Origin of the sequence: Myxococcus faecalis (assembly GCF_050039385.1) — a bacterium.
Taxonomy (GTDB): Bacteria; Myxococcota; Myxococcia; order Myxococcales; family Myxococcaceae; genus Myxococcus; species Myxococcus fulvus.
Map to the genome: position 1 here is coordinate 3,990,297 of NZ_CP144336.1, position 23,358 is coordinate 4,013,654.

20 protein-coding genes are annotated in these 23,358 nt (G+C 69.0%); 12 read left to right on the forward strand and 8 right to left on the reverse strand.

Annotated elements, in window-relative coordinates; translation table 11 throughout:
- Nucleotides 1-136 precede the first annotated feature (136 nt).
- From VZQ01_RS15775 to VZQ01_RS15790, 4 genes are all read left to right on the forward strand, one after another.
- Nucleotides 137-1,570, forward strand: coding sequence for a hypothetical protein (locus VZQ01_RS15775; RefSeq protein WP_426748253.1), 1,434 nt, complete (start codon nucleotides 137-139; stop codon nucleotides 1,568-1,570).
- Nucleotides 1,560-3,752 carry a hypothetical protein gene (locus tag VZQ01_RS15780; RefSeq protein ID WP_426748254.1) on the forward strand — a complete coding sequence of 731 codons (2,193 nt, stop codon included), beginning with the start codon at nucleotides 1,560-1,562 and terminating at the stop codon, nucleotides 3,750-3,752. The genes VZQ01_RS15775 and VZQ01_RS15780 overlap by 11 nt, the downstream gene beginning before the upstream one ends.
- The gene (locus VZQ01_RS15785; protein ID WP_426748255.1) at nucleotides 3,749-5,083 is read left to right on the forward strand and encodes a hypothetical protein; all 1,335 of its coding nucleotides are present in this window, start codon (nucleotides 3,749-3,751) and stop codon (nucleotides 5,081-5,083) included. Before VZQ01_RS15780 ends, VZQ01_RS15785 begins: the two co-directional genes overlap by 4 nt.
- A gap of 152 nt (nucleotides 5,084-5,235) precedes the next feature.
- Complete coding sequence (locus VZQ01_RS15790) at nucleotides 5,236-5,439, forward strand: hypothetical protein (RefSeq protein WP_141331950.1); 204 nt, start codon at nucleotides 5,236-5,238, stop codon at nucleotides 5,437-5,439.
- An 84-nt stretch (nucleotides 5,440-5,523) separates the two neighbouring features.
- Here VZQ01_RS15790 and VZQ01_RS15795 read toward each other — a convergent pair whose 3' ends face one another.
- The 4 genes from VZQ01_RS15795 to VZQ01_RS15810 form a co-directional block, all read right to left on the reverse strand.
- Nucleotides 5,524-7,293, reverse strand: coding sequence for a DUF4397 domain-containing protein (locus tag VZQ01_RS15795; protein WP_426748256.1), 1,770 nt, complete (start codon nucleotides 7,291-7,293; stop codon nucleotides 5,524-5,526).
- A gap of 41 nt (nucleotides 7,294-7,334) precedes the next feature.
- The gene (locus VZQ01_RS15800; protein ID WP_426748257.1) at nucleotides 7,335-10,106 is read right to left on the reverse strand and encodes a c-type cytochrome; all 2,772 of its coding nucleotides are present in this window, start codon (nucleotides 10,104-10,106) and stop codon (nucleotides 7,335-7,337) included.
- Between the two features lie 255 nt (nucleotides 10,107-10,361).
- Complete coding sequence (locus tag VZQ01_RS15805) at nucleotides 10,362-11,402, reverse strand: Vgb family protein (RefSeq protein ID WP_267698230.1); 1,041 nt, start codon at nucleotides 11,400-11,402, stop codon at nucleotides 10,362-10,364.
- Between the two features lie 91 nt (nucleotides 11,403-11,493).
- Nucleotides 11,494-12,612 carry a substrate-binding domain-containing protein gene (locus tag VZQ01_RS15810; protein ID WP_426748258.1) on the reverse strand — a complete coding sequence of 373 codons (1,119 nt, stop codon included), beginning with the start codon at nucleotides 12,610-12,612 and terminating at the stop codon, nucleotides 11,494-11,496.
- A 704-nt stretch (nucleotides 12,613-13,316) separates the two neighbouring features.
- On the opposite strand from VZQ01_RS15810, the gene VZQ01_RS15815 reads away from it, so the two are divergent.
- Both VZQ01_RS15815 and VZQ01_RS15820 read left to right on the forward strand, forming a co-directional pair.
- On the forward strand, nucleotides 13,317-14,558 hold the full coding sequence (locus VZQ01_RS15815) for a hypothetical protein (RefSeq protein WP_223749224.1): 1,242 nt from the start codon (nucleotides 13,317-13,319) through the stop codon (nucleotides 14,556-14,558).
- A gap of 287 nt (nucleotides 14,559-14,845) precedes the next feature.
- A complete protein-coding gene (locus VZQ01_RS15820; protein WP_426748259.1) occupies nucleotides 14,846-17,365 on the forward strand; it encodes a sodium-translocating pyrophosphatase in 2,520 nt (839 codons plus the stop codon).
- A 68-nt stretch (nucleotides 17,366-17,433) separates the two neighbouring features.
- Here the strand turns inward: VZQ01_RS15820 and VZQ01_RS15825 are convergent, their stop codons facing one another.
- A complete protein-coding gene (locus VZQ01_RS15825) occupies nucleotides 17,434-17,973 on the reverse strand; it encodes a hypothetical protein (RefSeq protein WP_426748260.1) in 540 nt (179 codons plus the stop codon).
- A gap of 251 nt (nucleotides 17,974-18,224) precedes the next feature.
- Between VZQ01_RS15825 and VZQ01_RS15830 the strand changes: the two genes are divergently transcribed.
- The 3 genes from VZQ01_RS15830 to VZQ01_RS15840 all read left to right on the forward strand — a co-directional run bounded on the left by VZQ01_RS15830 (nucleotide 18,225) and on the right by VZQ01_RS15840 (nucleotide 19,727).
- Entirely contained in the window at nucleotides 18,225-18,428 is a 204-nt protein-coding gene (locus VZQ01_RS15830) for a cold-shock protein (RefSeq protein WP_046710823.1), read from the forward strand.
- A 103-nt stretch (nucleotides 18,429-18,531) separates the two neighbouring features.
- Nucleotides 18,532-19,098 carry an endonuclease dU gene (locus VZQ01_RS15835; protein WP_223782378.1) on the forward strand — a complete coding sequence of 189 codons (567 nt, stop codon included), beginning with the start codon at nucleotides 18,532-18,534 and terminating at the stop codon, nucleotides 19,096-19,098.
- Nucleotides 19,099-19,304: 206 nt separating this feature from the next.
- Nucleotides 19,305-19,727, forward strand: coding sequence for a hypothetical protein (locus VZQ01_RS15840; RefSeq protein ID WP_141331705.1), 423 nt, complete (start codon nucleotides 19,305-19,307; stop codon nucleotides 19,725-19,727).
- A 210-nt stretch (nucleotides 19,728-19,937) separates the two neighbouring features.
- On the opposite strand, the gene VZQ01_RS15845 is transcribed toward VZQ01_RS15840, so the two are convergent.
- From VZQ01_RS15845 to VZQ01_RS15855, 3 genes are read right to left on the reverse strand one after another with little or no spacing between them, the layout of a single operon-like run.
- Nucleotides 19,938-20,411, reverse strand: coding sequence for an NUDIX hydrolase (locus tag VZQ01_RS15845; RefSeq protein WP_267698236.1), 474 nt, complete (start codon nucleotides 20,409-20,411; stop codon nucleotides 19,938-19,940).
- 59 nt (nucleotides 20,412-20,470) lie between these two features.
- Nucleotides 20,471-20,962, reverse strand: a complete 492-nt coding sequence (locus tag VZQ01_RS15850) for a hypothetical protein (protein ID WP_426748261.1) — start codon at nucleotides 20,960-20,962, stop codon at nucleotides 20,471-20,473.
- Nucleotides 20,949-21,503, reverse strand: coding sequence for a DUF2378 family protein (locus tag VZQ01_RS15855; RefSeq protein WP_223749218.1), 555 nt, complete (start codon nucleotides 21,501-21,503; stop codon nucleotides 20,949-20,951). The genes VZQ01_RS15850 and VZQ01_RS15855 overlap by 14 nt, the downstream gene beginning before the upstream one ends.
- A 54-nt stretch (nucleotides 21,504-21,557) precedes the next feature.
- On the opposite strand from VZQ01_RS15855, the gene VZQ01_RS15860 reads away from it, so the two are divergent.
- The 3 genes from VZQ01_RS15860 (at nucleotide 21,558) to VZQ01_RS15870 (ending at nucleotide 23,350) form a co-directional block, all read left to right on the forward strand.
- Nucleotides 21,558-22,310, forward strand: coding sequence for a hypothetical protein (locus VZQ01_RS15860; RefSeq protein WP_267698237.1), 753 nt, complete (start codon nucleotides 21,558-21,560; stop codon nucleotides 22,308-22,310).
- 255 nt (nucleotides 22,311-22,565) lie between these two features.
- Entirely contained in the window at nucleotides 22,566-22,844 is a 279-nt protein-coding gene (locus VZQ01_RS15865; RefSeq protein WP_267698238.1) for a hypothetical protein, read from the forward strand.
- A 5-nt stretch (nucleotides 22,845-22,849) separates the two neighbouring features.
- Nucleotides 22,850-23,350: a hypothetical protein gene (locus VZQ01_RS15870; RefSeq protein WP_267698239.1), complete on the forward strand. Its 501-nt coding sequence runs from the start codon at nucleotides 22,850-22,852 to the stop codon at nucleotides 23,348-23,350.
- Nucleotides 23,351-23,358: the final 8 nt, after the last annotated feature.

Here is a 23,358-nt window from a genome sequence, read left to right on the forward strand (position 1 = left end):
ACGCTTCCACCCCTCGACGGGTCGAGGCATTCGTGACTCGTCAAGCGCGACACCCCTCCCGGCCCACCGCCCTGTCGGACCGAACAGGGAACCTCTGTTCCGAGCGCCCCTGCTGGGGCATTCCACGGAGGCGTCGATGTGCATGCGTTCGGCCGTCGTGTTGTGGCTGCTGTTACCCAGGGTCGGGTGGGGCCAGGAGGCCGTCACCCCTGAGGACTTCGACGCCACCGTGCGCAGGCTGGAGGAGGCGCTTCGGGCCGAGGCTTCTGGCGAAGAAGCAGGAGCAGCCCAGACTGACGAAGAGCCCGTGTCACCTGCACCTCCCAGCAATGACACGAGGTGGGCGCACTGGCTGCGCCTGGAGGCCACTTCGCTGACGCTGCTGCCCCGAAGTGGCGTGGGTCGCGACGAAGGTTTCGTGCAACTGGAGCCGCGTGGCGTGGTGAGGAGACAAGGCGCCTTCACCCTCGAAGTCGGAGCACCGGTGCGGTTGCGTCTCTGGGGTGGCGCGGAGGGAGCGGGGCTCGTCAGGAAGGAGGACTGGGACACGCTGTCCGACTGGGGGCAGGTGGTGCGCGCGCTCAGGGTTGGCGGCGCGCCGAACTCTCTGTGGCTGGGCGCTCTGGAGTCCTACACGTTGCTGTCGGGACACCTGGTGCGCCGCTACAGCAACCGGAGCAACCCCGACTACCACCCCGCTGGAGCGGTGGTGACGGGGATGCTGGGCCCGGTCTACGCGGAGGCCTTCGCCTCGGACGTGCTGGGCGCGCGACTGGTGGGCGCGGAAGTCGCGCTGGACATGCAGCACCTCCTCTTCGGCCGCCCCCTCATTCCCTTGCAGTACCTGCTGTCGGTGTCCGCGGCCCATGATTGGGGACGCGCGGGAGGCACCTCGAAGCCGCTGACGCTGGCTCATGTGGACGGCTCGGCGATGCTCGTGCGGCGCAGGAGCGCTGACGGCGGTTTCGAGGTGACGCTGCTGGGGGGCTGGGGCGGACGTCCAGAAGAAGGCGGGGCGTGGGGCGCGGTGGCGGGACTGGGCGTGGATGCGCTGACCGCGACGGTGGACCTGCGGGCCCGTCTGGAGGGACGCGTGCAGCGAGGGGGCTTCCGACAGGGAGCCTTCGGCCCAGACCACGAACTGGCGCGCTTCCAGGTGACGGGCCCGTCCGCCTTGCCGCTGGCGGAGGCGTCCTTTCCGGACGGAGTGTCCGCGTATGGCGAGGTGATTCTCAGTGGGGATGCGGAGCGGCTGGGCACGCTGTCGCGACGCCACCTGCGCCTGACGATGGGGGCGGAGGCCTTCTCGTGGGGCCGGGTGGATGTGGAAGGACGCCTGGAGGTGCAGGCCTTCCACCGGAGCCTCACCGTGGCGGTGGGCGGGATGGCGCTCGGCGCGGGTAAGCCAGCCGCGCGTTACCTCGTCTCGGGCGAGGCTCGGTGGCGCTTCTTGCGTGGCCGCCTCTTCGCGGTGGGACAAGGCGGCACGTTGCTGTTCCCGACGGCGGAAGGGCCGCTGCGTCCGGGTGCCTTCGCGGCCGTGGGGCTGGGGGTGGACCATGCGCGCTGAGCGACGTCGGCGCGGCGGAGTGGGCCTGGTGCTGGCCGTGGCGTTGCTGAACGTGGGCTGCGCCTCGTTGCCCTCGAAGTCAGGGACACAAGACGTACTGAACTTCAGTCCCCATGCCGCATCCACCCATGCAACGTGGAGCGTGGCCGAGGCGTCATCTCTGGACGTGGTGTCGACTTCCTCGACGATGGGGGCGGAAGTTCCCCTGAGTCTTCGACGCGAGCCCCTGGCGGATGGGGCTGAAGGCACAGGTGCGTCAGTCACAGAGTGGCTGGCGCGTGGGGTTGTCGCCTGTGGGGGACGCCCCATGCTCTCGGGCTGGCCTCGCGCGGAGTCGAGTCGTGAGGCGCTGGAGCCCTTCCTGGCATGTGCATCCCCCGGCGAGTTCGTGGCCATGCAGCGCGCGGTGGACATGGCCGCGTTGGTGGCGTCGCTCGCGGACTGGGACGCGGTCCGTCTGGGCGCCTTGGGTCCGATGGATGCACGGGCCTCGGAGGTCCTGGCCCACAAGCGCGCGGCCTTCCTCGTCACGTCCGTGGAGAAGTACGGCGTGCCGTATGCCGAGGTGCTTGCCCTCTTCGTCCTCCACTCGGCCTTCGACGACGAACTGCGCGAGGTGGTGCGGCTGCTGGCCCGCGACAAGCAATTGGAAGAGACGCTGGGCGCCATGGCCACCGTCCGCGAGGAACTGAAGCGGCGAGGCCTGTCGCTGGAGGACTTCCCCGAGCGGGAAGAGCAAGCACGCGATGTCCTGCGCGGACTGGGGCGAGCGGGCCGGGACATGCTCTCCAGCAGTCCGGCGAGCGATAGCGCTCGGGGACAAAGCCTCTGGGCGAAACGCGCCGAGCTCCCGCCGCCTTATCAAGCAGCCCTGGACGAAGTGCAGAAGGTGCTGGCGGAGCGGCACTACGCGCCAGGAAGCGTCTCGGTGGGAGCCTTCGACCACCTGACCTTCGGCGTACCCGTGGGTTTCTACCATCTGCTCGCCGGGACGGGGCACGGAGCGCGCTCGCTGGCGCAGGGCAAATACGAGCGGGCCACTCGCGAGTTGGCGCCAGCCGCGCTGATGGTGGCGCTGTATGCCGGAAGCAAGGGCGCACGAGCCCTGGTGAACTCCACGTCTGGTGGACGCAGTGGCCCGCAGCGGCTCTCCGCGCCAGACGCGGAAGCACTGAGGACCGTCGTGAAGGACTTGGAGGAGCAATTCGGCCCCAGCGCGGTCCGCGAAGTCTTCGCCCTCTTACGCGGCGAACGAGAGGTCGCCCGGTTCGCCGCGGTGGAAGGACCGGCTGGCGTCATCGCCTTGCATGAGGCCCGAGGCAGCCTGCCGAAGGCGCAGGCCCTGTTGACGGAGCGGTATCGGGAGCCCGCGAGCGCCAGCGCGGCGCGAGGCCGTGTCGAGCAGCGAAGTGGTGGCAGCTCGTCCCTCCCACCCGAGGCAGCCGGCATCCCCGTCGAGGTGGCGGAAGCGAAGCTGCGGCAGGCGGAGGCCGAGGCTGGAGGCGCGCGGCTGCCCATGAACGCGGGACTCCTTGAGAAGCACAGGGAGGCATTGCAGAAGGCCGTGCCTCCTGGAGCCGAGGTGCATGCCCTCTGGCCGGACTATCTGGCGTACCTGGAGCGGCGCACCGCGGAAATCGGGCAGCGGCAGGCGACGAAGGGGCCGCTGGGGTGGGCGGACTACCAGGTGATGCGCGACAGGTACGCCCGGGGCCTCGCCTTCGAAAGGACGATGGTCGCCCTTCTCATGGAAGACGCGGCCCGTCCGCGGGCACAACGGCGATGGCTCCGAGACTTCGAGCAGCCCCGCATCGAGACGCACGTGGGAGTGATGAAGGCGGACCTGAGATTCGCGGACGCGCTCGTCATCGAGGAGCGCCCTCCACCGGGACAAGCCCCCCGCGTGGAGACCTTCAGCTTCAAGAGTCGGGAGCTCAATCGCCTGGAGAGGAGTGAGCTGACGGCACAACTGAGAGCGGATGCGGGTGACGCCTTGAAATACTACGGAGAGACTGTGGACATAAGGCGGACTGAACTCCAGCGCCGTGGTATGCCGGTCAAAGTCGAGAGGGTCCGCCTCGTCTATGAACGCAAGCTTGCGCCGAGCGATACGGACGTGCTGGCAAGTACGGTGCGGAACGTCAAAACCTACATCAAGGGAGTGGAGGTCTTGTTTCAATGAAGCTGCTGACCCTCGAAGACCTGAACGTCGAAGACACGCTGAGGTTCTCGTTCGATGGGTCATTCAGCCACCGTGGCGCGCTAGAACGCGAATTGGCTCCCTTTCTTCAAGGGGTTGAGTCGCACGCAGGCGATTGGATGCCCGACCTCGTCAAGGGCAAGCGACAGTATGAATATTCACGCGATGCCGTCGTGAGCGCACTGAAGGAGCGCCAAGATCAATATGGGTCGACAGTGGGTTTGTATCGCACGACCTCTCCGGCAGTCTCTTTGACGATCGACCTGGGGCTCGCACACGAGCCCGCGGGGATTCACATCTGGCTTGATGTACAGCCTGTATCATTTTTCAGCGACCAGGGCCGATGTCAGGCGCTCGTAGAGACTGTTCGCGGGTGGAGTTCGACCTACTCGACTCCCTATGCCGTTGCGCACAGTGCCGCGGACAGACAGTTGGCTGATTTCCCCAGGTTTGGTCGCGATGACGAAACGTACGAGAAGCACGGGGCCGACAAGGTCTACGACGTGTTCTGGTTGAACGTCTTCGGTCCCCAGCTCGTGGAGAGCGTGGGTCGTGAGCGGATGCTCTCGACGCCCGCGCACCTCGTGGAGGAGCTGCCTGACGGCTCCGTCCTCCTGGTGCTGCGGCCTACTGCCGCCGACTTCGCGAGCGACGAGGCGCGCGTGGCGCAAGCGCGTGCGCATGTCCACCTGCGGCCGGACCTCGACTTCGACACGGTGCTGAGAACGTTGAAGGCACGTAGCGCCGCGCTCGCTCCGGTGGAGCCTCACTTCCACCCGGACCTCGCACCGCTGCTCTCGCGACTGCCGGACGAGTTCGCCATCAGCGAGCGACAGACGAAGATCGCCGAGCTCAACGCCTTCCAGCCACCAGAGCCGGAGGAGTGGCTGCCAACTGCGTTGTCGCCCGACGTGGAGAGCCCGGAGCCCCTGCTCGCGTCCTACGGAGCACTGTCCGAAAGCCTCGTGGCGGCCCTGCACACAAAGGTGCCCTCCATCACGGAGGAGACGGCGGAGTCACTGACGGACCTGGACTTCTACTTCTGGAGGGAGAGCTTCCCGGAGCGGTACGAGCGACAGCTCATCGATGGGCACACAGCCCCCGCGCTCGGAGCCTATCTGGCGGCGGTGCTGGTGCGACGGCTAGGCGGCACGTGGCTGCCACGGCAGAAGCAGGAAGAGTCCCAGGTGCGAGTCGGCAAGCGCGTCTGGCTCCCCTTCCTCCGCGCCCGTCGATACATGCAGTCCCGTCAGTCCCTGCTGGACTACTCGCTCACCCAGTTCTTCCGTGCGGTGGCGCGACACCAGACCTGAGCCAATATTTCCATCTCACGACAACCATTCCCGAGCCCAGGGAATGAGGCTGAAAAAGCAACGACTCCAGGTCGACGGTCTCCGGCTGGAAATGAGCACGGCGTCGCCCGGGTAGTCCTCCCGCGCGGAATCCTCCGCGCATGGGAGGACACATGTATCGAATCATGATGAGCACGGCGTTGATGGTGGGACTGGGCGGAGGCTTCACCCTGGGGGCCTTCCCGCTGGCGGCGGAGGCCGCGGGCCCCTCCATCCCGCCCATCTGCAGCAGGTCCCAGTGCCAATACCAGTGCAGCCTGTCGGGTGCGAATGGCGCCTGCATCAATGGGATGTGCCTCTGCTACATCGACGTCTGACACCCCGGGTCGCTGAAAACACCGCGCCCACCTCGAGCCCCTGTTGCAAGGGCCCGGGTGGGCGTCGGAACCGTCAGGCCCGACTCACGGCGCCGGCAGCGGACTGAAGCTGGCGTCGTTGGGGCCCGAGGCGCCCCAGTTGTTCTGCCGGACGTTGAGCGTCCGGTACGTGAGGGAGCCCTCCCACTCACCGATGAGGATGAGGAAGGAGGGCGTGGCGAGCACCCTGCCCCGGATGAAGCGCTCCAGTGAGGACCCACCCGTCGTGCGCACGCCCAGCCACGTGTACGCCGGGGACGTGTTGGACACGGGCGGAGAGAAGACCACACCCGCCGCGGGCTCGGTGGCGGTCAGGAACGAGGCCCCCGTGAGGAGCGGCGAGAAGTCCCCCCGACTGAAGCCATCCTCCAGCATCGAATAGGACCCGAAGTCGAGCGGCGTCGGCGCGCTGGCCGAACAGTGGATGAAGCGCAGGAACGCCGACGGAGGCACCTCCGCCGCGAACCGCTCCCTCACCACGGTGAGCGTCGGCGAGGCGCCCTGTCGTCCACACAGCACGCCCAGGTAGCGGCCACCGGCCTCCAGCGGCCCGCTGTTCGCGGACTCGAGCACCGCCTGCCCGGGCTGACCATTGACGGTGACGCGCACGGGTACGCCCGTCTCCGACACGGGCAGGTCCGCCACCTTCGGCGACGTGCCGTAGGTGATGCCCGTGGCGATGTTGAGCGACTGGTAGACGACCTGGAGCGAGGACGCCGTGCCCCCGGGTGTGGCGGGGAGCAGCCCGTTGAAGAAGTAGACCAGCGGTCCGCGCCGCAGCCGCACGACCTGGTCCTGCTTCGCGGTGATGATGAGCAGCGCGGAGGCCCCATCATCCGGCAGCGTGCGCCGGTCCTCACCGGTGTTGATGACATAGTACGCCCGCCCCTCCTCGAGCGTCCGCGGCGGCAGGTTGTAGTAGAGCCATCCACTCTGCGAGGGCGTGAAGGCCGGGCTCGCCCCCGTGACGCTCACCCTCACGTCCTCCCGTGGAACCCGCACCCCCTCCTCGTGCTCGTCCACCGAGTAGGCATTGACCGTGTTGCCCTCGTAGGGATTGCCCGCCTCGTCGGCCAGGCGCCGCGTCGCCGTCGCGGAGGTGACCCGGTCCGCCGACATGAAGCGCACCCGCACCAGGTCCGGCTCCGTCTCGACCCCCAACGCGTCATCCCTCAACACCACCAGCCGAGGACGGTCCGGTCGCTCCTGTCCCACCTGGAGCAACGAGCCCGCGCCCACCACCGTCACCCACGTCCCCGCCTCCAGCGTGAAGCCCACCTGCGCGAGCACCGGAGCCGACTCGCCTCCTTCCGTGTCGCGCGCCACGAACACCACCTCCTGCGTGTCGCCCGTGAGAATCACCTCCTGGAACGCGGTCACCGCCTCGCCCCCCGCCTCCACCGAGGTGAACAGCTTCGAGTCCCCCACGTGCAGGTCCACCGAGAAGGGCGCCCAGGGCTGGTCCGTCACATCCGTGGGATTGCCCTTCGAACCCAGGAAGGCATTCACGAAGCGCACCCGCGCCCGAGGCCGCGTGTCCGGCCCCGCATCCGGAATCCCCGCATCCGGAGTCCCCGCGTCCGGCACGACAGGGCCCGCATCCGGAGCCCCCGCATCAGGGACGACAGGGCCCCCATCCGGCCCACTGTCGACAGGGCCGGGCCCGGAGTCCCGTCCCGCGTCCGGCACGCCCGAGTCCGGTACGCCCGAGTCGGGCCTCGGGTCCTCGGAATCATCTCCACACCCGATGGGCCCCACCGACAACAGGCCCGCCAGCATCAACAGCCACACACGCAGGAGTCTGCTCTGGGTCACGTTGGCGCTCCGGAAGAAAGGACTCACACGGCCAGGGCCGCTCACGGCGTCACTCCACGCTCACACTCGGTCCGCAGGGGATGGATGGCGCTCGCGCCACGCGACAGCTCGTCACGCAGGTAGAAGTAGGCCATCACCCCCACGTTGAACTGCGCGCGCTGCAGCCACTCGGTGAGCGCGGGCTCCTGTCCGCCGCGCACCGCGTCCGTCAGCACGTTGTCGAGCGTGCAGACCTCCTCCCACATGCGCACGCCGCCCACCGCGTTGCGATTGCCGCTGGGAGGCTCCGCCGACGCGGTGCCGAAGCTCCCCGTGCGGATGAGGTCACACGCCCCACGCCCCGCGCCCAGCATGTTCGCGCCCCACTTGCTCCAGTCCGAGGCGCGCGGCGAGAAGTCGATGTCCACCTCGCCGTATTTGATCCACGCGCTCATGAACTCCGGCGTGAACTGCACCGTCGTCCCACCCGACGCCATGTACGCCAGGTAGCGAGCCGCCCCATGGGGGTTCAGGCTGTCGAACAACCCCAGGTTCGACACCCCGTCCGTCGCGCCGAACATGCCGCTGACCAGGTTGGCCACGCGGCCTCCGTTGAGCGCCACCAGCACCTTGGCCGCGCCCGTCTGTCCATCCCCCGCGCGTCCGTGACAGTTGGCGCAGATGCCCTGGTACGCGGTGGCCCCCGGCGTGGAGTAGTACAGCTCGCCCCAGGGCGCGCGCGGGTTGCCCAGCGCGTTCACCATCCACTTGTCGCGCGAGTCGTTCCACGGGTCATGCCCGTCGGGAGGCCTGCTCCGCGTGGGGAACGAGCAGACGCGCTTGGGCTGCCACCAGTTGGTGGGGAAGCGCTTCTTCGCCAGTTGCTCGTGGCGCTCGGTGATCGCGTACCGCGTGAGGAACTCGAACGGCCCGTGGCCGATGGCCTGACGCCAGTCATGTCCGCGCGGCTCGTACGGCACCTTGTCGGTGAAGTCCTCGGCAATCCAGGTGACGTCCGCCGGGTCCGAGCACGAGCCCGCCACCGCGGTGTCCGCCTGCCGCAGCCGCGTCCGCACCGCCTCCAGCTTCGCCTCCGGGCTCAACGACTTCTCCGCGGGCCACTCGAGCGTCGCCAGGTAGCGCGCCACCAGGAGCGACGCGCGGCAGTCCTTGCCCGGCACGTTGGTGGGCATGTGGATGACGCGCGCGTCCGTGTCCCGCGCCACGCGCTGGTACAGCGCGCTGGACGGCGTGCGGAGGACCAGGTCCTGCTGGAAATTGGGCACCTCGCAGTCCGCGTATACGCGCTGCCCGTTGCTCTCCTTCACGCCGCACGGGTTCCAGCCGAACAGGATGCCCTCCGCCGTGAAGTCCAGCGAGGCGATGGCCGGGTTGCTCCGCACCGCGAACCCGTTGGGGCTGTGGCACTGGCCGCAGTTGCCGACGAAGTACCCCTGCAGCTCCAGCGCCGCCTTCCGGGCCTCCTCCGACCCGGGCAACGCGCGGGCCTCGGCGAAGCGCTCCAGCCGGGGCAGGTGCTCCTCCAGCGCCGCCAGCTCCCGGAAGACGGGCACGCCAGTGACGACGCCATAGCGCACCAGCCGGTCCATCTGGTTCAGCTCGTCCTCCTCCACCCGCGTCTTCGCGTCCACGCCCGCCTCGCCCGAGGCGCGGCGGTTGAGCTGGAGCGGCGTGAAGCCGAGGACGAAGTTCCGGGCCTCCGCGCCCGTGTGACACTGGACGCAGCGGTGGGCTCCGGGGACGGCGTAGTTGCGCGTGGCGCCGCCAATCTCGAACGCCTTGTAGACGAGGACCCGGTCCGAGAACGGCTCGTTGTCCCGGTAGCGCAGGTCATGCAGCTCCGCCACCGTCTCGTCCTCGTTCCAGAGGTAGGTGCCGAAGAGCGACTGATTCCACGGCTCGCGCACCACGATGAGCCGCGTCTCGATTCTGCGATAGCGCCGGTGCCCGTTGCCGTCCGACACCGCCTTGAAGAACGTCTTGTAGAAGCGCGTGTTCGGCGGGATGTGGAACCGCTTCGTCTCCGCGTCGTACCGGATGGACTGTCCCGCGGGGACATGAACCAGCCGCAGCTTCTTGGCGTTGTCGGAGAAGAGCGGGTACGTGGGCGCGAAGGCCACGGTGCCGTGCTCCACCAGCTTCGCCATGTCGAACGTCATGATGTCGGTGTCCGTCTCCGACAGCAGGCGCGGCAGCTTCGTGAGCCCCGCGAAGAAGGTGTCCTTCGGAGCATCGCTGCCCAGCGGATACTCCGGGGAGACGTAGGGCACGCAGTTGCCCAGGTCCGTCATCGCGTCGCCCACCTCGCGCGCCACCGCGACACCGCCCTCGGACGACGCCTCACATCGGACGGGGAACGCCCCCGCCGGAGCGCCCTGCGCCAGCCACGACTGGAGCGCGCAGGACACCTCCACCGCCTCCTTGAGCTGCGAGGGCGTCGCGCGCGGCGGCATCTCGCCCTGGTCCGCCTTCAAGGCCATGCGCGCGCCGTCCCGCTTCAACCCCTCCACATCGGAGGTGTACTGGAAGCCACCCTGGATGTTGGGCGCCACGTGGCAGGAGGCGCATTGCGCATCCACCCGCGTCTTCAGGTGGTCGAAGGTCTCCGTCACCGTGGGACGGGTGCCCGCCTGGCGCAGCGGAATCCGCTCCGCCGTGCGCGCGGGGAGACAGGCCCGCTCGTAGGCGGGCACCTCCACCGGCGCCTCCTTCACGGGCTCCGGCTCGGACGAGCAGGCCAGCACGACCGGAACGAACGTCAGACACAACAGCAGCGCGCGGCCTGGGCCCGGCCCAATCCGTGTCATCCCCATGATGATGTCCCTCCCGCATCCTCCGGATGCACCGTGACCACCCCAGGCCTCCCCCACCGGGTCCAGCTGGATGAAGGAGACCTGCCAGGATGGGGCGCACCCTAGCCGCGCGCACCGGCAGTCAATGCCAAGTCCTTGCAACAAAACCAGACACGCCCCGCCCGCACCCAGCCATGACACAAGACGTCTGCTTTTCGACGTCTCACGAACACGTCACGGCCGGATGCGAAGAAAGGCGCTCAGGTCCCGGCCATGTCACGGCACGGCGATGGCGCGAATCCGTCCCAGCTTGTGCGTGCCGCGCTCGGTGAACCACAGGTGCGCATCCAGGCACCAGGAGCCCGGCGGCGCGAGCACGATGCCGGAGGGCCGGCTGTTGGGTGACGCAAGGGCATACTCGGTGATGGTGCCCGCGTAGGAGATGCGGCCGATGCGGTTGCCGGCGAGCTGGGTGAACCAGAGCTGACCATCCGGCCCCAGCGCGATGGCATTGGGCTGGCTCCCCGGCGTGGGCAGGGCGAACTCCGTCACCACGCCCTCCGGCGTGATGCGGCCGATGCGGTCCCCGGCCTGCTCGGTGAACCAGACATTGCCATCCAGGCCCGCGACGATGGCGGACGGAGCGCTCCGGGCCACCGGCAGCTCGAACTCCCGGATGACGCCGTCGAAGGAGATGGAGCCAATCTTGTTGGCCGCCTGCTCCACGAACCAGAGGTTGCCGTCGAAGCCCTGGGTGATGGCGCGAGGCTGGGCGCCCGCCGTCGGCAGCGCGAACTCCGTCACCACGCCCTCGGGCGTGATTCGGCCGATGCGGTTGCCCACCACCTCGGTGAACCAGACATTGCCATCCAGGCCGGCGGCGATGCCGGCGGGGCTCGAGCCGCGGCTGGGCAGCGGGAACTCCGTCACCACCCCGTCACGGGAGATGCGGCCCACCTGGTTGGCGGCCAGCTCCGTGAACCACAGGTGCCCGTCGAAGCCCGCGGCAATCTGTTGCACGCCCGCGCCCGACGTGGGGAGCGGGAACTCGGTGAGCACCCCGCTCCGGGTGGCGCGCCCCACCTTGTTGGAGCCGGCCTGGGTGAACCAGAGCGCCAGGTCCGGGCCCACGGTGATGCTCAGGGGGCCCGAGCCCGCGGACAGGGAAATCTCCGAGACGTCCCCCACCGCGCCCCGCGAATCCCGGCAGACCCACGGCGCGGCCTGGAGGTCGGACGCCAGGGCGGGCGCGCCCACGAGCGAGGTGGAGACGAGGAGCAGCGACGAGCGAAGCACGACATGAAGGTTCGAGCGCATGGGAGCAGGACTTCGGTTGCGGGAAGACGTTGAAAGGAAAAGGGGAGCGAGGGAGCCCCCCGCTCCCTCGCTCCAGCGGGTCAGCCGATGACTAGTTGCACAGGCCCTGGCCGCGGCCCTTGTCGCCGCCGCAGTCGAGCGCGCCCAGGTCGCTGCAGGCGATGAAGCCCTGCTCGGTCAGGATGGCCTCGAAGTCCTCGGAGTTCGTGTCGTAGATCCACTCGTGCAGCGTGGCCTCGTCGAACGAGCGGGCCGTGTTGCGGTTCTCGTTCAGGAACAGCCGGCGGGACAGCGGGTAGATGTCCGTGGCGCCCGCCTGGAGCAGCTTGCGGACGTTGGTGGCATTGGACTCCACGTAGACGCTCGTGGTGGGCGAGATGGGCGAGACGGCCTTCAGCTTGAGCTTCGAGTTGCCCGGACGGGACGCGGAGTCACCGGCGTAGCCGATGGCGTTGGCGCTGGCCTCCGTCAGCTTGCCGATGCAGGCGGTGGCGCCGTCGGACGCGGTGCAGGGGCTGGGGTTGGCGGCGGACTCGTCCACGATGACCGTCACGCCGGGGCAGAACGCGCCGCCCTTGAGCAGCGACTTGAAGGTGTCCGTGGTGCCGGACAGGTCGTCGCGGCGGTACTTGACGATGGGCGCCGACGGCAGGCCGAACGCGCTCCAGTCCGTGGGGCACGCGCCGGGGATGGCCACGTTCGCGTTGTCGGTGGCGAAGAAGATGCGGCGCAGCTCCTGCGTGGTGAGGCCGTTGCTCGCCAGCGCCGTGTACGTGCTCGTCTTCACGAACGCGTTCACCGCGTCCAGCGCGATGGTGTTGCTGCGCTCGCCGGGGCAGCAGCCCTTCGCGTCCGCGGCGGCGCCCCCCAGACAGGTGGCCCCCGACGCCGTCTTCGGCGCGGCGAAGTCACGCGACATGGGGGCCAGCGTCTGCTGGCCCGCGCCGCAGAAGCCGCTGGAGCCCACGCCGTTGCGCATGCACGCCTCGCCCACGCCGGAGCCCTTGCCCTCCACGCTCAGCCCGGAGCCCGCCTGCAGCGACCCGGCGATGAACGTGTCCTTCAGCGTGTCGGAGCCGTAGAAGGCCTGCGCCAGCGCCTGCCCGCGGCTCGACTCCACCTGCTGCCCTCCCACCACCGACTGACCACCGCAACCGACGACCGACATCGCCACCACCGTGGCGGACATCACCCACTTCATGCTGTTCATGGACGACTCCTCAGGTATCGCGGGGGATTGACGGCAAGACGCGGCCCTCTCCCCGCGGACTGGGGAGCGGTGTGGCTTCGAGTGCCTGGAGAGGACCGTCGAACCCGGAGGCCCGGGCTTCGACGAGGAGCAAGGTGCCTGAATGGCCAGACAGGCGCTGACTCAACTTGGTCAAGATTTGGCCAGCGCCATGTCACACCCGCCGTGCGGCAGCCTTCACAGCCGCTTCGTGGCGCGTTCGTGGCGCGCGCGGGGCGCAATGTCAGACACCTGACAGCCGCTGGCCCCACACCCCGCCACCTCGCCTGCTCGTGGGTGCTACAGGCCTGTCTGCCTTCCTGCCGGCCGCGTCGTTTTTCCTCCCGCGTTGGCTGGTGGACAGGGATTTTTTCAGGAGACAGGACATCCACCCCGCCCTCCAGGCCCATGTCCCCGGGCCTCTCAGAGGGAAAACCCTTGCGGGGACGCCGCTGGCACCCTGCTTGCTGAAGCATTCCCACGGTTGAAGGGCAGAGGGTCGTCGGGGGGTTGGGCGGCGGGAGAGGCTGGGGCGGGCGATGGCGGGTTGGCGGTGGTTGAGCGTGGTGTGTCTGCTGGCGCCTGCACTCGTGGCGTGCGGGGAGCAGGCGATTGCAGCACCACGTGCTCCAGGCCCGGTGGTGGTGGTGGGGACGGCTGAGCGGGGTGGCGAGGGCGAGGGGGTCATGGCGTGGTCGCGTCCGCTGGCGCACGGGGACAGCGAGGCGCCACACGCGGTGATTGCTCCCGACGGGGACGTCCTCGTCGCGGCGACATACCGGGAGCCTATGGACGTGGGGGGCGGCCCCCTGCCTTTCAACCGGAGTGCATCGAAGCCTCATCTGTTGGTGGCGCGCTTCTCCCCGGACGGGGCCCTGCGCTGGGCCCACGGTGTCGTTCCGGAGGAGGGCACCTCGCGCGTGCGCGTGGGCGGGCTCGTCATCGACACCCAGGGACGGCCGTGGCTGGGCGGCGCCATCTCCGGCGCCACGCTCTCGGGCACTCGCCTGCCGGATGGTCCCTTCATCGCGCGCCTGTCGCCCACGGGCTCCGTCGAGGCCGTGAAGGGCTTCACGGGCGAGGGCGCGCTCACCATCCAGGCCGTCACCTCCGACGCGGGCGGCGTGGTGGTGGTGGGAGACTTCAGCGGCGAGCACGACTTCGGCGACGCCGTGCGCTCGCCTCCGGACGGGGAGCGCGGCGCCTTCGTCCTGCGCCTGGACGCCCAGGGCCGCACGCGCTGGAGCCGCGTCTGGTCCGCGGGCGCGGAGGGCTTCGTCACCGCGCGCGCCGCGGGCGTGGATGCCTTCGGCGGCATCTACGTGGGCGGGGCCTACGCGGGCGCGGTGTGCTTCGGCGGTGGCCAGTTCCTCACGGTGCGCCAGCGCACGCCCTTCGTCCTCAAGCTGACGCCCGAGGGCACCCACGCGTGGAGCCGCGACCTCCGAGGCTCCACCGGCGCGGTGAACGCGCTCGCCGTGGGCCCCGACCGCGTCTACGTGGCGGGCGCCTTCTCCAGCCGCTTCTACTTCCAGGGCCAGCCCCACGACGCGGGCAACCACCACGGCTTCGTCGCGGCCTTCAGCGCGGACGGCCAGGAGCGCTGGGCGCGCTCCTTCGCCGCCACCGCCACCGCGCTCGCCACGGATGACGCCGGACAGCTCACCGTCTCCGGCACCCACGACGGCGCCCTGGAGCTGGCCCGCACCGCCGCGCCCGCGGGCCTCTACGTCGCCCGCCTCCAGCCCGAGAAGGGCGACGCGCTCTGGGTCCGCACGCTCGAAAGCCCCCAGCAGCCGTCAGCCCGCACCGTGGCCGTGGATGTCACAGGGCATACATTGGTGGCTGGCGCGCTGCGGCGAAAGCTTCCGCCAGGGACGCCCTATCCGCAGCCGCAGGATGGTTTTCTTTTCCGCCTGAAACCCTGACACGAAAAATGGCGGGAAATACTTAGACGCGGCATCCCAATCATTTGTCTTGCGGGCAATCGAAGCCTGTCTCGGATTCGACTTCCCACGGGCGGCCATGGTATTCGCCGTCTCGCCTTCGGACGCGTGCCGTTCGCGCGCCTTGAAGGGCGAGGCTGTGCTGAAGCGTCGGCGCGCGGCAACTTCGTTCGCAGACGGCCAACCCCTCGACACCACTCCCTGTCATCCCGGGGCGCGGCGTTGTGGGTCGCGCTTCCGGCCGAGTCTCTGTGAGGAGTTGCACCCCCATGACAAGCACCGTTTCACGCAAGGACGCTCCGTCCCGGAGCGTCACCGGCGTGGTCGCCAGGGCCCTGGGGCTCCTGTCGGTCCTCGCCGCCACGTCCGCTCACGCCAGTGAGGCGGACCTGGTCCTCCCCGACTTCGCCTCCAAGACGTTCCTGGGCGGCGGACTCAATGGCCATCAACTGCTGTTGTCCGGCATCGCGGTGAGCGTGCTGGGGCTCGTCTTCGGCTTTCTCCAGTACGCGAGCCTCAAGAAGCTGCCCGTGCACCGGGCGATGCTCGAGATTTCCGAGCTCATCTACGAGACGTGCAAGACGTACCTGATGACGCAGCTGAAGTTCATCGGCGTGCTGTGGGCGCTCATCGCGGTGGTGATGGTGGGCTACTTCGGCTTCTTGCGTCACATGGACGCGGGCCGGGTGGGCATCATCCTCGTCGCGAGCCTCGTGGGCATCGCCGGCTCGTGCGGCGTCGCCTGGTTCGGCATCCGCGTCAACACGTTCGCCAACAGCCGCACCGCCTTCGCGAGCTTGCGCGGCAAGCCCTACCCCACCTACGCCATCCCCCTGCAGGCGGGCATGTCCATCGGCATGGTGCTCATCAGCACGGAGCTGTTGCTGATGCTGGCCATCCTGCTGTTCATCCCGGCGGACTTCGCGGGCCCGTGCTTCATCGGCTTCGCCATCGGCGAGTCGCTGGGCGCGTCCGCGCTGCGCATCGCGGGCGGCATCTTCACCAAGATTGCCGACATCGGCTCGGACCTGATGAAGATCGTCTTCCGCATCAAGGAGGACGACGCTCGCAACCCGGGCGTCATCGCGGACTGCACGGGTGACAACGCGGGTGACAGCGTGGGCCCGTCCGCGGACGGCTTCGAGACCTACGGCGTGACGGGCGTGGCGCTCATCACCTTCATCCTGCTGGCGGTGGGCGAGGGCTTCCGGGTGGAGCTGCTCGTCTGGATATTCATGATGCGCATCGTGATGGTGCTCGCGTCGCTGGCCGCCTACGCGCTCAACAACGTGTACCAGTCCGCCAAGTACAAGAACGCGGACCACATGAACTTCGAGCACCCGCTCACCGCGCTGGTGTGGGTGACGTCCATCATCTCCGTGGCGCTGACGTTCCTGGTCAGCTACCTGCTCATCCCCAACCTCAACGGCGACCCGTCGCTGTGGTGGAAGCTGTCCGCCATCATCACCTGCGGCACGCTGGCGGGCGCCATCATCCCGGAGGTCATCAAGGTCTTCACCTCCACGGAGAGCCGCCACGTGCGCGAGGTGGTGACGGCCAGCCGCGAGGGCGGCGCGTCGCTCAACGTCATCTCGGGCCTGGTCGCCGGCAACTTCTCCGCGTACTGGATGGGGCTCGTCATCGCCATGCTGATGGGCCTGGCGTTCTGGTTCAGCGGCGCGGGTGTCGCGGGCGAGGGCGTGGGGCAGCTGATGATCGCCGCGCCGGTGTTCGCCTTCGGCCTGGTGGCCTTCGGCTTCCTGGGCATGGGCCCGGTCACCATCGCCGTGGACTCGTACGGCCCGGTGACGGACAACGCGCAGAGCGTCTACGAGCTGTCGCTCATCGAGAACGTCCCCAACGTGAAGGAGGAGGTGAAGCGCGACTTCGGCTTCACGCCCGACTTCGACAAGGGCAAGGAGTACCTGGAGGAGAACGACGGCGCGGGCAACACGTTCAAGGCCACCGCCAAGCCCGTGCTCATCGGCACGGCCGTGGTGGGCGCCACCACCATGATTTTCTCCATCATCGTGCTGCTCGTCGGCATCAAGAACGGCGTGCTCGACCCGGAGAAGGCCCAGTACCTGTCCCTGCTGCACGCCCCGTTCCTGTTGGGCCTCATCACCGGCGGCGCCGTCATCTACTGGTTCTCCGGCGCCTCCATGCAGGCGGTGTCCACGGGCGCCTACCGCGCGGTGGAGTTCATCAAGGCCAACATCAAGCTGGAGGGCGTGGAGAAGGCCAGCGTGTCGGACTCCAAGAAGGTCGTCGAAATCTGCACGCAGTACGCGCAGAAGGGGATGATCAACATCTTCCTGGCGGTCTTCTTCAGCACGCTCGCGTTCGCCTGCCTGGAGCCGTACTTCTTCGTGGGCTACCTCATCTCCATCGCCATCTTCGGCCTGTACCAGGCCGTCTTCATGGCCAACGCGGGTGGCGCCTGGGACAACGCGAAGAAGCTGGTGGAGGTGGAGCTTAAGGCCAAGGGCACGGACCTCCACGCGGCCACCGTCGTCGGTGACACCGTGGGCGACCCGTTCAAGGACACGTCCTCCGTGGCGCTCAACCCGGTCATCAAGTTCACCACCCTCTTCGGCCTGCTCGCCGTGGAGCTGGCGGTGGAGCTGGAGGCCGCGGGCCAGGGCCAGCTCACCCGCATCCTGTCGGTGGTGTTCTTCGTGCTCTCGACGGTGTTCGTCTACCGCAGCTTCTACGGCATGCGCATCCAGAGCGTCGCCGGCGCCAGCGCGCCCGAGTCCAAGCCCCAGGCCGCGGTGAAGACGGCCTGAGCGCCGCCTTCCCTTCGTGATTCAACAGCGGCGGGGTGCCTGTCCCAGGGCCCCGCCGCTTCGCGTCTTCAGGCGCCGATGCCCTCGGGGTCCGTCAGGTGCTCGCCGCCCAGGTGCATGCCCGTCTGGCAGCGGTAGTCCGTCACCAGCGCCACCGCCAGCGACGACAGGCCCAGCAGCACGTGCGCCGCGGCGGTGAGGGGGTGCCTCTTCGCATAGCCCAGCGCGAAGGGCGCCAGCACCGCCGCCGCGCCGTGGACGTAGTCGAACAGCTCATGCACCTCGATGGGGATGAGCTTCGAGACGCTCAGCCGCGCGTCGGTGAGCAGCGTGATGCCAACCAGCGACGCGCCGAGGGCCCAGCCCGCTCGACGCGCTGTCCCATCCTCGGACAGGTGCCCGGCCACCACCGCGGCCACGCCGGCGCGGTAGTCCAGCAGCGTGTGGACCTCCGAGGGCACCCAGCGGCGCAGCGGGAAGTGCTCCAGGAGCGGCCGGGAGAGGATGCCCGCCCGGGCGCTGGTATCCACCAGGTGGCGCGCCACCCGGCGGGGGGCGCTCTCCGCCCGGGGGAAGGTGGGAGGGGGAGGCAGCAGGGACAGGCTCATCGCGGGGTCCTTTCCGGGGCGGTACCGAGGGCTCCTCCTGACGGTAGGCACGCCCGCCGCCAGCGCCCCTCCCCGCATGCCCGCGGAAGTAGGAATCCCGGCCACCACTCCTCACCCCTCCCGCACGGCAAGCGGCCGAGGGGGCTTCCACTCAGCCGGCCGCCCCAGGCAGACTATGTCCGACTTACGGCCTCTACATTCTCAGAGGCCGATAACCGCGGCGCGCCGCACCACCCGAGAGAACGCGATTCATGGCAACTGGTACCGTGAAGTGGTTCAACGATGCGAAGGGCTTTGGTTTCATCGTGCAGGACGGTGGCGGTGAGGACGTGTTCGTCCACCACACGGCCATCAACATGGATGGCTTCCGGACGCTGCAGGAAGGCCAGAAGGTGGAGTTCGAGGTCGGCCGCGGCCCCAAGGGCCTCCAGGCGCAGAACGTTCGCGCCGGCTGAGCCTTCTTCCAGTCCGGACGTCCCTGAAGCCCGTCTCCGCGTCGCGCGGGGTCGGGCTTCTTCCTTTCCGCCAGGGCGCGGGCTTTGCGAGGCTGGGCCGCCCATGCGCCTGCCCCGCTTCCCCCGAGTCATCGGCTTCGACGATGGGCCCTTTCCCCGCCGCGCGGGAGTCTCCGTGCCCCTGGCGGGCGTGGTCTGCGCGGGCACGCGCTTCGAGGGGCTCGTCTGGGGGCGCGTGCGCAGGGACGGCTGGAACGGCACGCGCGAGGTGTGCCGGCTGCTGGAGGGCGGCAAGTTCCTGCCGCAGGTGCACCTGGTGTTGCTGGATGGCATCGCGTTCGGCGGCTTCAACGTGGTGGACCTGCCCGCGCTCGCGGCGCGCCTGGGCAAGCCGTGCGTGGCGGTGATGCGCAGGCCGCCGGACCTGGACGCGGTGGAGCGCGCGCTGAGGCGGCTGCCGCGCGCGGACGAGCGCTGGGCCACGCTCCGCCGTGCGGGGCCCATCCACCAGCTTGCGGGCTTCACCTTCCAGGTGCAGGGCGCCGGACCCGACGACGTGGCGGAGGCGCTCCGGCGCGTGACGGACAGGGGCCACGTGCCGGAGGCGCTGCGGCTGGCGCACCTCATCGGCTCGGCGGTCGTCACCGGGGAGAGCAGTCAGCGCGCCTGAGTCGGATGTGACTCGACTTCACGTTGGGCGCGGAGGATTGCGCTGGCGTGAGATGGGGATGCGCGCTGGTGGCAATGTTCCATCGTCCCGGGTCTGTTGCGACACAATTCCTTTCGACTATTCCAGGGCGGACAGACTGTCCGGGGGTGGTTTCGGAGTGGCCCGGATGTTTGTTATTGTTTGTCCTCCCCAGGAGGGAGGGCTCCATGTTCGAGGTCTCCAACGATACGAACCGCCGCACCGTCACGGTGCGGTTGAAGGGCTTTGTCCGACCCAATGAGATGAAGGATTTCGCCGCGGCCTACCGGACCGCGACGGATACGTATGCGAAAGGCCGGCACCTGGTGCTGGCGGATATGCGGGGCTTGAAGGCGCTGGAGCCGGAGTCGGCGGCCATCTTCGGCGAGGTCGTCCAGTACGGACGCGAGCGGGGCTGCCTGGTGTGCGTGCATGTGTCGGACTCGGTCATCGCCCGGCTCCAGACGGCGCGCGTGGCCTCCGAGACGGTGACGGAGAACGGCGACATCACCGTGAATTGTGTGTCCATCGAGGAAGCGGACAAGCAGCTCGCCAAGGCCCGTACCCAGCACTTCCTGGTCAACGAGCCCGCGGTCGCCCACGCCCGCTGACGACGGTCTCCTCTCCCCGCACGGGCCCCCTCCTCGACGTCACTGTCGCGCCCGCACGGGGATTTCTCACCCTGGCAATCCCTGTCTCGAGGACGCCGGCTCACCCCGGCCTGGCGGTGCCATGTCTCGAGACACGGCCGCGGAGGTGACGCGGCGGGAGCGGGCATGGCCCCGTGGGCCCATCGTCTGCCCGCGTGGGATTGCCGGGGGTCAGCGGCGTGAGCGCGCGTGCTCCAGGTAGGCACGGACCAGGGGCGAGACGGGCAGACGCAGGGCGGTGTCCAGGTCGATGAACGCCGCCCAGGTGACCTCGCGGTCATCGATGGTGAGCGTGGGCTCGTGGTCCACGTCGAGCTCGAGGAAGCGGACGTGGTCCTCCTTGTTCTCGGAGGTGCCCACGGTCTCGAAGACGGGGCGCAGGGAGGACACGTCCACGCGCAGGCCGACCTCCTCGTGCAGCTCGCGGGCGCCGGCCTGCTCGGGGGACTCGCCCCCGTCCATGCCTCCGCCGGGCATGCTGAGCGGGTGCTTGTAGGAGTTCTGGAGGAGCAGCACCCGGCCGGCGTGCCACACGCCGACGAAGACGCCCTGCGTCCTGGGGTGACGCACGAGCCAGTACAGCCGCGCCAGCGTGTACGCGCCCCGGTACCCCGTGCGCGCGAGCGCATCCACCCATCGCTTCACCGTGGCCTCCTTCCGGCGCAACCCGAGCCCCCGTCATAGCAGGGACGCGGCAAGGGCCCCTACCGGGCGCGGACCTCGGGCGGCACCTGCGCGAGCCAGCCCACCTCCAGCACGCCCCACAGGCCCAACAGGATGGCCTCCGCGGCGTCGTGGCGCAGCGAGGTCGGCTTCGGGGCGCCGGACCACGCGATGACCCTGCGCGCCAGTCCGTCCGCCGCGTCCTTCGCCTGTCCGCCACTGCGCTGCTCACGCGCGTACAGGAGCCGCTCGCGCCAGTCCTCGGCGGAGACGCGCAGCACGGGCAGCGCGCGCCGTGCGGCCTCGCGCTCCCAGACGTCCGCCACGGGTCCGCCACCCTCGAGGACGAGCCAGGCCAGCTCGCCCGAGCCCGCGAGGACCGAGGGCACCGCGCGCTTCAGCCGCGACTGGCTGCCGAAGTTCTGCGAGCGGTACGTCCGCAGCCGCCCATCCGGTCCGTACAGGGCGAGCCCCGAGCGCAGGCCCAGGTCCACGGCGAGCAGGCCCGGCAGGGAGGGCTCAGGAGACTCCATTGCGCCACGTGCAGCGGTAGGTGACGTCGGCGGAGGTGAAGCCCGCCACGGTGACGAGCGGCTGCACGGCGCCGGTGGCGCGCAGGCCCGCGCGCAGGGCGCCCTGGGTGAAGTAGCGGATGGGGCCGGCCTCGTTCATCCAGAGGTCCACCTCGTTGGAGGAGACATCCTCGATGCGGGCCTCGGTGTAGTTGTTGCCGGAGCGGAACATCTGCTGGGCGCGGCCCACGCCGCGTCGAGGGCCCAGAAGCTGGATGACGCTGAAGAGGGCGCGCCCCATCGCCGTCTCGCGGTAGCCGTCCACCATGCGCTCACCCAGCAGGGCATAGCCCTCCTCGGGGGGCACGTCGGGGTGCAGCTCCTGGGCGGCGACGCGGACGGCGGAGCACCAGATGTCGAAGTCGTAGGCGGGCCGGAGCTTCTTCTTCAGGTCCAGGCCGACCTCGTGCAGGCGGTCTCGCAGGACGGGCGTGACGCGCCCCGCGAGTCCCCTCACGAAGAGCCCTTCGAAGGTGTGCTCGAAGACGAGCTTCTCCGGCATGTTCACCAGTGTACTCTGGACCCATCTGTCGTTGCAGCGGGGAACGAAAACACCATGGGTCTCCAACGAGAGCTGGCCGTGATGGCCATGAACGCGACGCCGCTTCCGGGCAAGACGAACTTCCTGGAGGAGCTGGGGTGGGTGACGCCGGTGCCGGCGGTCCGGGGCTCCATCGGGGCGGTGGCGCACGAGCCGTTCCTCGCGTTCGAGAACAAGCGGCTGTTCGACTTGCTGGTGGCCTTCACCATCGCGGACTTCCCGGACGACGTGGGGTGCTCGGACTACTTCAATCCGCACAGCCCCTGGTACAACGTGTTCTACGGCGCCTATGGCGTGCGCTCGTACAAACGGGACGGCAACCCCTGGGGTTTCCGGAGCGATGGACGGGTGGACGTGGAGGAGATGCTGGAGATTCCGCGGCTGGACTACAACTTCCTGACGGCGGGGGAGCTGGGGTGCCCGGCGTCGCGGATGTGTTTCGAGCCGCTGGAGGTGACGACGGGGCGGCAGGGCGCGTGGCACAGCGCGGACGTGGCCTGTCTCATCCCCAGCGGGTTGCATCGCACCGAGGACGCGCAGGCGCCGGACCTGAGCTACTACGCGGTGTTCGGCGTGCCGGAGGAGGACTACCTCGCCGGTGGCCGGGAGAGCTATGAGCCGGTGAGGATGCGAGGGCGCATGTACTTCCGCCCCGTCGCCGAGCGCCTCACGCTGGTCTGGGGAGGACTGTGCCCGGACACGCCGGACGGCCAGGCGCTCATGCGCGCCATCCTCGACACGATGACGCCCGTGTACACGGGCGGGTAGGCCGCATATCGCCCAGGAGCCGACAGCGCGCCACCGATGCGTGGGTGCGCATCCTCGCGCGCCGGTAACCTTCACCAGATGGAACGAAGGACTGGCTCGGGAGTCGGGCGATACATCCTGGTCCTCTTCGTCTGCGGCCTTTTCGCCTGCGCCCATGTCGATGAGGGGAGTGGCGGTGGCTTCGGACGGAACAGCGCTGAAGCACGCATCACCCACCTGATTTCAGAGGGACGGTTCGCGGAAGCCGAAGCGCTGGTGTCCGAGTCAGCAGCCTCCGGACTCATCGAGTCCTCCGCCGCGACGGCCTTTCGCCGTCACATCGCGGACCTCTCGATGAAGCTCGGAGAGATTCCCGCCCGGCTCCAGCGCGTGCCGAACTTCCCCGCCAGGCTCAAGGACTTCACCCGGCACGATATCCAGAAGATGTACGACGCGGAGAACTTCACCCTCGCGACGAAGAAGGAGCTGCAGACGGCGCTCAAGCTCCTCAAAGATGTGGCGAAGGACAACTCGCGACTCCTTCAGAAGCAGTGAGCCCCATGCACCCGAGCCCGCACGACCTGCTGCGACTGCTGACCGAAGCCAAGCGCCTGGACTGGGGAAGTCCCGAGCAGCTCCGACTGCTCGAACGTCTGCGAACGAGCTGCCCTACCCACGTACCAGGGCTGCTCTTCTCCAGCCGGGCGCTCCTCTGGGGCAAGCCCGAGCCCACCGAGGACCCCGAGGCCTTCTTCGCCTCCGTCGAGCACATCCTGAACGAAGCCCTGGAGTCCTCCGACCGGAGTCCCGAGGCGCTCATCGGCATGGCCCGCTTCCAGAGCGTCGTCCGCGATTCGCCCCAGCAAGCAGAGGCCCTCTACCAGGAGGCCTCCACCAGGGCGTTGAGCACGCTCGAGGAGTCCTGGGCCGGCCTCATCGAATCCCTCGTGGAGCAGGGAAAGACCGAGGAGGCCGCGCGACTCGCCACCCGCGCGCGCGCCCTGTTCCCCGACTCCACCGCCATCGCCGAGGCCCACGGCTCCGGCGGACTCGACAAATGAACAGGGCC